Genomic DNA, 5,069 nt, shown 5'->3' with positions numbered 1-5,069 from the left:
TTAGGGGTTGAACTCAGTGCCACCCCTCCAGAGTTGAGCGCCAACACCTTGGACACACTGCGGGTATCTGGTCTGAATGAATGGCAGATTCTGGACGCCATCCATGCAGCCGCTATTTTTGCCTGGGCCAATCGCCTGATGCAGACACTCGGTGAACCAGTCATCACCCCCTAAGCAGGATTGACTGACGCCAACAGCACGTCGGCCAGGATATAGGCCACCACCACCCATGACACGGCAGCGCAGCCGGACCAAAGGAATTCGCCCGGACTGAGCGTGTCGCTGCCATCAGCGAGCGAATCAGACCTGATCAGTGACATGAAATAGAACTCCCATGAACGCAAACACACCAATTCTGGGTGCACGGGAAAACCATTGGAACGAAGAAGTCGGAAATAGCAAATAACACTTTCGAATAAGCGTGAACACCAGCAGTTTCCCGCAAAAGCTTATTTGAAATCCTTATTTCCCAAGCAGAAACTGCGTGATTAACCTTGCAGCGCAAGTCACATCGCGCCGGCTCGGTTCACTGGGGGCAGATGTGACAACGCTTGTGCAATTCAACCCATGTTTTTTCAGGAGTCATCTCTATGCGTATCCCTTCCCTGCTTTCAACGTTGATCGTGTCTCTCGTCTCGCTGACCAGCCTGACCGCTCAGGCCGACCAATTGGTGGACATCAAGAAAAAAGGCGAGATCGTTTTTGGCGTACTCGGCATTGATGAGCCCAACAGTTTTGTCGACCCCAAAACCCGCGAATTTGTGGGCTACGAGATTGATCTGGCCAAAGCCGTGGCCAAACAGCTCGGTGTCAAACCGGTGTTCAAACAATTGGCAGTTGCAGCCCGTATCCCCGAGTTGCAACAGGGCCATGTAGACGTGCTGGCTGCATCCCTGACCCACAACAAGGAGCGCGAGTCACAAGTCGACTTTGCCCTGACCCATTTCGTGACCGGCTCCAAAGTGTTGGTCAAAAAGAGCAGCGGCATCAAGAATGTGAGCGAACTCGCTGGCAAAAAAGCGCTGACCGTCAAGGGTGGCACCCAAGGCCCGAACCTGCTGAAGGTGGTGCCCACGGCTGAAATCGTGACCTTTGAATCTACCCAGCAAGCTTTCCAGGCCTTGCAGCAAGGCAAAGGCACGGCCTACATCAATGACGAAGTCAGCCTGCTGGCCGACTTTGCCAAGCTGGGTGACAAGAATAAAGACTACGTGATCTTGCCGCAAAACCTGAATGTGGAACCCCTGGCTCTTGGTATCAAGAAGGGTGAAGCTGGCGTCAAAACCGCCATCGACGACTCCTTGCGTGGCCTGGAAAAATCTGGCGAGGCCAACAAGATTTTCCTGAAGTGGTACGGCCCCGAGTCCAGACTCAAGCTGTTCCCCAAGCGTGACTTCAAGATCGACTCCGACAAGATCGAAGGCTAATTTTTCTGCACAGCCCATCCGTCAGGCCAGCGCCTTCGCGCGGCCATGGCTGATGGGCTTTTGTCTTGCCGAATCTCCCTATGCATTCGTTTGAACTTTCCCTGATCACCTCCGGCCACTACCACGACATACTGGTAACAGGCCTGTGCTTGTCTTTGCTGTTGACGGGGATGACCTTGCTGCTGGCGGTGCCTTTGGCCGTGCTGGTGGCGCTGATGCGGTTGTCTGGCTTGCGGGTGCTCAGTACTGCGGCCTGGTGTTTTGTGGAAGCCATCCGCAATGTACCGCTATTGGCCCACATGTTGTTTTGGTATTTTGGCGCACCCGAACTGTTGCCCGAGTCGGTGCGCAACTGGCTTTACGCCCACAATTTTGAGGCGATTGCAGCGGTAACGGCACTCACGCTTTACACCGCAGCCTATATGTCGGAAGACGTGCGCAGTGGCATCCGCGCCATTCCCCATGTGCAGTTTGAGGCCGGGCGTGCACTGGGCTTTGGTTTCTTGTCCACCATGCGGCTGGTGGTGTTGCCACAGGCATTGCGCGTGACGATTCCGCCATTGATCTCACAAACGCTCAACCTTTGGAAGAACACCAGCATTGCCACCGTGATTGGCACTGCCGAGCTGATGTACCAGGCCAGCAAGGTCGAGACCGAAACCTTTCGCAGCGTCGAAGCCTTTGTGTTTGCCACGGCCAGCTACCTCACCGTGTCACTGCTGATCACCGGGCTGGCCATTCTTTTCCAACACCGTTACCCAGCGCGGGCGGTGTGACGAGCCACGTAACAAATACAGGACTGCGCATGAGTTTTCTTGAAGTGATTGACAACTACTGGCTCTACTTTTTGGTAGGCCGGTATCCTGAGGGCCCCTTGGGCGGACTGGCGTTGACCCTGTTGCTGGCCGCACTGGGCTTGCTGCTTGCCCTGCCTTTGGGCTTGGTGCTGGGCCTGGGGCGGGTGAGTCCGTTGGCCTGGCTACGCTGGCCGGTGACTGCGCTGGTGTATGTGGTGCGTGGCACGCCGCTGTTGATGGTGGTGTTCTGGGCCTACTTCTTTTTGCCCAGCGTCACCGGGGTCAAGACCGACCAGTTCGCCACCATGCTGATCGCCCTGGTGGTGTTTGATGCAGCCTACCTGGCCGAGATCGTGCGCTCGGGCATTCAAAGCTTGCCCAAGGGGCAATTTGAGGCGGCCCGTTCACTGGGTTTGAGCTACATCCGAGCCATGCGTCTGGTGGTGTTGCCGCAGGCACTGCGGCACATGCTGCCTTCACTGGTGAACCAGTTTGTGTCCACCATCAAAGAGACTTCGCTGGGTTACATCATTGGCCTGGCCGAGGTGTCGTTCGTCGCCACACAAATCAACATCCAGGTCTTTACCCTGCCCAGCCAGATTTACCTCACGCTGGGTCTGACCTACTTTCTTCTCTGTTTTGGTTTGTCGCGCCTGGCCTATGCGCTGGAGCGTCACCTGTCACGGCGCGACCCCTTTCCTTTTGTGACCGAGGTTCCCGCATGATCAAGTTCGAAAACGTCAACAAATGGTTCGGCACCTACCAGGCGCTGGTGGATGTGAACGAGTCCGTCAACAAAGGTGACGTGGTGGTGGTGTGCGGGCCTTCGGGCTCGGGCAAGTCCACCATGATCCGCACCCTCAACCGGCTGGAGCCGATTCACAGTGGGCGTATCGCCATTGATGGACAAGACATCCACGCCCACGGCCTGGACGTGAACACCTTTCGCTCACGCATTGGTTTTGTGTTTCAGCAGTTCAACCTGTTTCCGCATTTGACCGCGCTGGACAACTGCACGCTGGCCCCGATCCACCTGCGGGGTCTGTCCAAAGCCCAGGCACGTGAACAGGCCTTGGCCCTGCTGGATCGGGTTGGCCTGGCGCACAAAGCCAACGCCCACCCCACCGAACTCTCAGGCGGCCAGCAGCAACGGGTGGCCATTGCGCGGGCGCTGGCCATGGAGCCACCGCTGATGCTGTTTGACGAGCCCACCAGCGCACTTGACCCCGAAATGGTGGGAGAGGTGTTGATGGTGATGAAAGCTCTGGCACGCGACGGCATGACCATGGTGGTGGTCACGCATGAGATGGGTTTTGCCCGCGACGTGGCCGACCGGGTGCTGTTCATGGACGCGGGCAAGGTGCTGGAGCGCGGTGAGCCGCACGATTTTTTCAACACACCGCAACACCCTCGTGCACAACAATTTTTGTCCGACATCCGTTCGCCGTTTGCAACGGCTTAATTTTCAAGGAGAACTTCAGCATGCCCGCAACCACTTTGCAAGCCCCTTCCACCTCTGCCAATGTGCCAGCCAATACGCAAGCCCGGGGTTTACCGATTCTGGATTTGCGTGATTTCACTTCAGGCACACCTGCGCAACGCGCCGATTTTGTTGACCACTTGCGCGACACTGCCTACACCTTGGGGTTTCTCTACCTGAAAGGTTACGGTGCCAGTCAAGCCCAAATTGACGCCGTGTTGCAGGCCTCGCGTGATTTTTTTGCCTTGTCCCCTGAACAAAAACAAGCTATCCACATGGCCAACTCGCCGCACTTTCGTGGCTACACGGCTGCCGGCGACGAGTTCACCCGTGGCGAGCGTGATTGGCGCGAGCAACTCGACGTGGGCGCCGAGCGTGAATCGCTCAAGCAAGACCCGACCAGCCCCGCTTGGACACGCCTGCAAGGCCCCAACCAATGGCCTGAATCTTTGTCCCACATCAAGCCTGCCCTGCTGGACTGGCAAAACACATTGACTGAAACCGGTCGACAATTGTTGCGCGCCCTGGCACTGGCCCTGGGTCAGCCAGAAGACAAGTTTGAGAGCGCTTTTTCAGGCACACCGGTGCAGCACTTGAAAGTCATCCACTACCCAGGCCGCACGGAAGGTGAATCTCGCCAGGGTGTCGGCCCGCACAAGGATTCTGGTTGCCTGACCTTGCTGCTGCAAGACACCCAAGCCGGTTTGCAGATATTGGAACGTGATGGCAGTGATACCCCAGAAGGCTCAGGACGCTGGATTGACGGTCCGCCCATTCCTGGCACGTTGATCATCAACATCGGTGAAGTGCTTGAGATTCTGTCCAATGGCTTTTTACGAGCCAACATCCACCAGGTGGTCAGCCCACCGCCAAACGTGGATCGGCTGTCCGTTGCCTTTTTCCTGAGTCCCCGGCTGGATGCCGAATTGCCCGAATTGAAGCTGCCGCCCGAGTTGGCCGCCAAAGCACGTGGTGTGGATCGTGACCCCAAAAATCCGCTGATCGCCCACACCGGGCGCAATCTGCTTAAAGGCCGGCTGCGTTCACACCCGGAGGTGGCCCAACGCTTCTACGCCGATGTGCTGGAGGCGCATGGCATCACATCAGGGGCGGCGGCAACGGCCTATGCATGAAGTCAGCCACAAGCACAAACAGCTACGTTAATGACAGCTTTTAGCGCCTTATTGACAAGCGCTAGATGCATAAAACATTTCAAAACACACATGCCACGTATCACACCGCTTGAATTCAACTCGTCAACGCCAGAACAACTCACCACCTTGCGCAGCATTGAGGCAGGCTACGGCACCGCCACCAACATGAAGCGCACGCTGGCGCATTCCCCGGTGTCTTTACATGCCTTGC

The 5,069-nt window shown here is 56.9% G+C and carries 6 protein-coding genes; 5 read left to right on the top strand and 1 reads right to left on the bottom strand.

Translation table 11 applies throughout. The features are described 5' to 3' along the window. Window positions 1-170: 170 nt before the first annotated feature. On the bottom strand, window positions 171-320 hold the full coding sequence (locus PHW99_RS17945) for a hypothetical protein (RefSeq protein ID WP_300180917.1): 150 nt from the start codon (window positions 318-320) through the stop codon (window positions 171-173). A gap of 270 nt (window positions 321-590) precedes the next feature. On the opposite strand from PHW99_RS17945, the gene PHW99_RS17940 reads away from it, so the two are divergent. From PHW99_RS17940 to PHW99_RS17920, 5 genes are all read left to right on the top strand, one after another. Beyond that, complete coding sequence (locus tag PHW99_RS17940) at window positions 591-1,427, top strand: transporter substrate-binding domain-containing protein (RefSeq protein ID WP_300180914.1); 837 nt, start codon at window positions 591-593, stop codon at window positions 1,425-1,427. A gap of 80 nt (window positions 1,428-1,507) precedes the next feature. Beyond that, complete coding sequence (locus PHW99_RS17935) at window positions 1,508-2,203, top strand: amino acid ABC transporter permease (RefSeq protein WP_300180911.1); 696 nt, start codon at window positions 1,508-1,510, stop codon at window positions 2,201-2,203. A gap of 29 nt (window positions 2,204-2,232) precedes the next feature. Continuing rightward, complete coding sequence (locus PHW99_RS17930; protein WP_300180908.1) at window positions 2,233-2,949, top strand: amino acid ABC transporter permease; 717 nt, start codon at window positions 2,233-2,235, stop codon at window positions 2,947-2,949. Then, on the top strand, window positions 2,946-3,686 hold the full coding sequence (locus PHW99_RS17925) for an amino acid ABC transporter ATP-binding protein (RefSeq protein WP_300180904.1): 741 nt from the start codon (window positions 2,946-2,948) through the stop codon (window positions 3,684-3,686). The genes PHW99_RS17930 and PHW99_RS17925 overlap by 4 nt, the downstream gene beginning before the upstream one ends. A 20-nt stretch (window positions 3,687-3,706) precedes the next feature. Continuing rightward, window positions 3,707-4,837 carry a 2-oxoglutarate and iron-dependent oxygenase domain-containing protein gene (locus tag PHW99_RS17920; RefSeq protein WP_300180901.1) on the top strand — a complete coding sequence of 377 codons (1,131 nt, stop codon included), beginning with the start codon at window positions 3,707-3,709 and terminating at the stop codon, window positions 4,835-4,837. The last annotated feature ends 232 nt before the right edge of the window (window positions 4,838-5,069 follow it).

Origin of the sequence: Rhodoferax sp. (assembly GCF_028689305.1) — a bacterium.
Taxonomy (GTDB): Bacteria; Pseudomonadota; Gammaproteobacteria; order Burkholderiales; family Burkholderiaceae_C; genus Rhodoferax.
Note: the sequence above shows the minus strand (reverse complement) of the source record. Positions and strands in the feature narration are given on the sequence as shown.

Coding starts and splice junctions, on each gene's coding strand:
- PHW99_RS17930 (WP_300180908.1), top strand. CDS start 2,233: ATGAGTTTTCTTGAAGTGATTGACAACTACTGGCTCTACTTTTTGGTA.
- PHW99_RS17920 (WP_300180901.1), top strand. CDS start 3,707: ATGCCCGCAACCACTTTGCAAGCCCCTTCCACCTCTGCCAATGTGCCA.
- PHW99_RS17925 (WP_300180904.1), top strand. CDS start 2,946: ATGATCAAGTTCGAAAACGTCAACAAATGGTTCGGCACCTACCAGGCG.
- PHW99_RS17940 (WP_300180914.1), top strand. CDS start 591: ATGCGTATCCCTTCCCTGCTTTCAACGTTGATCGTGTCTCTCGTCTCG.
- PHW99_RS17935 (WP_300180911.1), top strand. CDS start 1,508: ATGCATTCGTTTGAACTTTCCCTGATCACCTCCGGCCACTACCACGAC.
- PHW99_RS17945 (WP_300180917.1), bottom strand. CDS start 320: ATGTCACTGATCAGGTCTGATTCGCTCGCTGATGGCAGCGACACGCTC.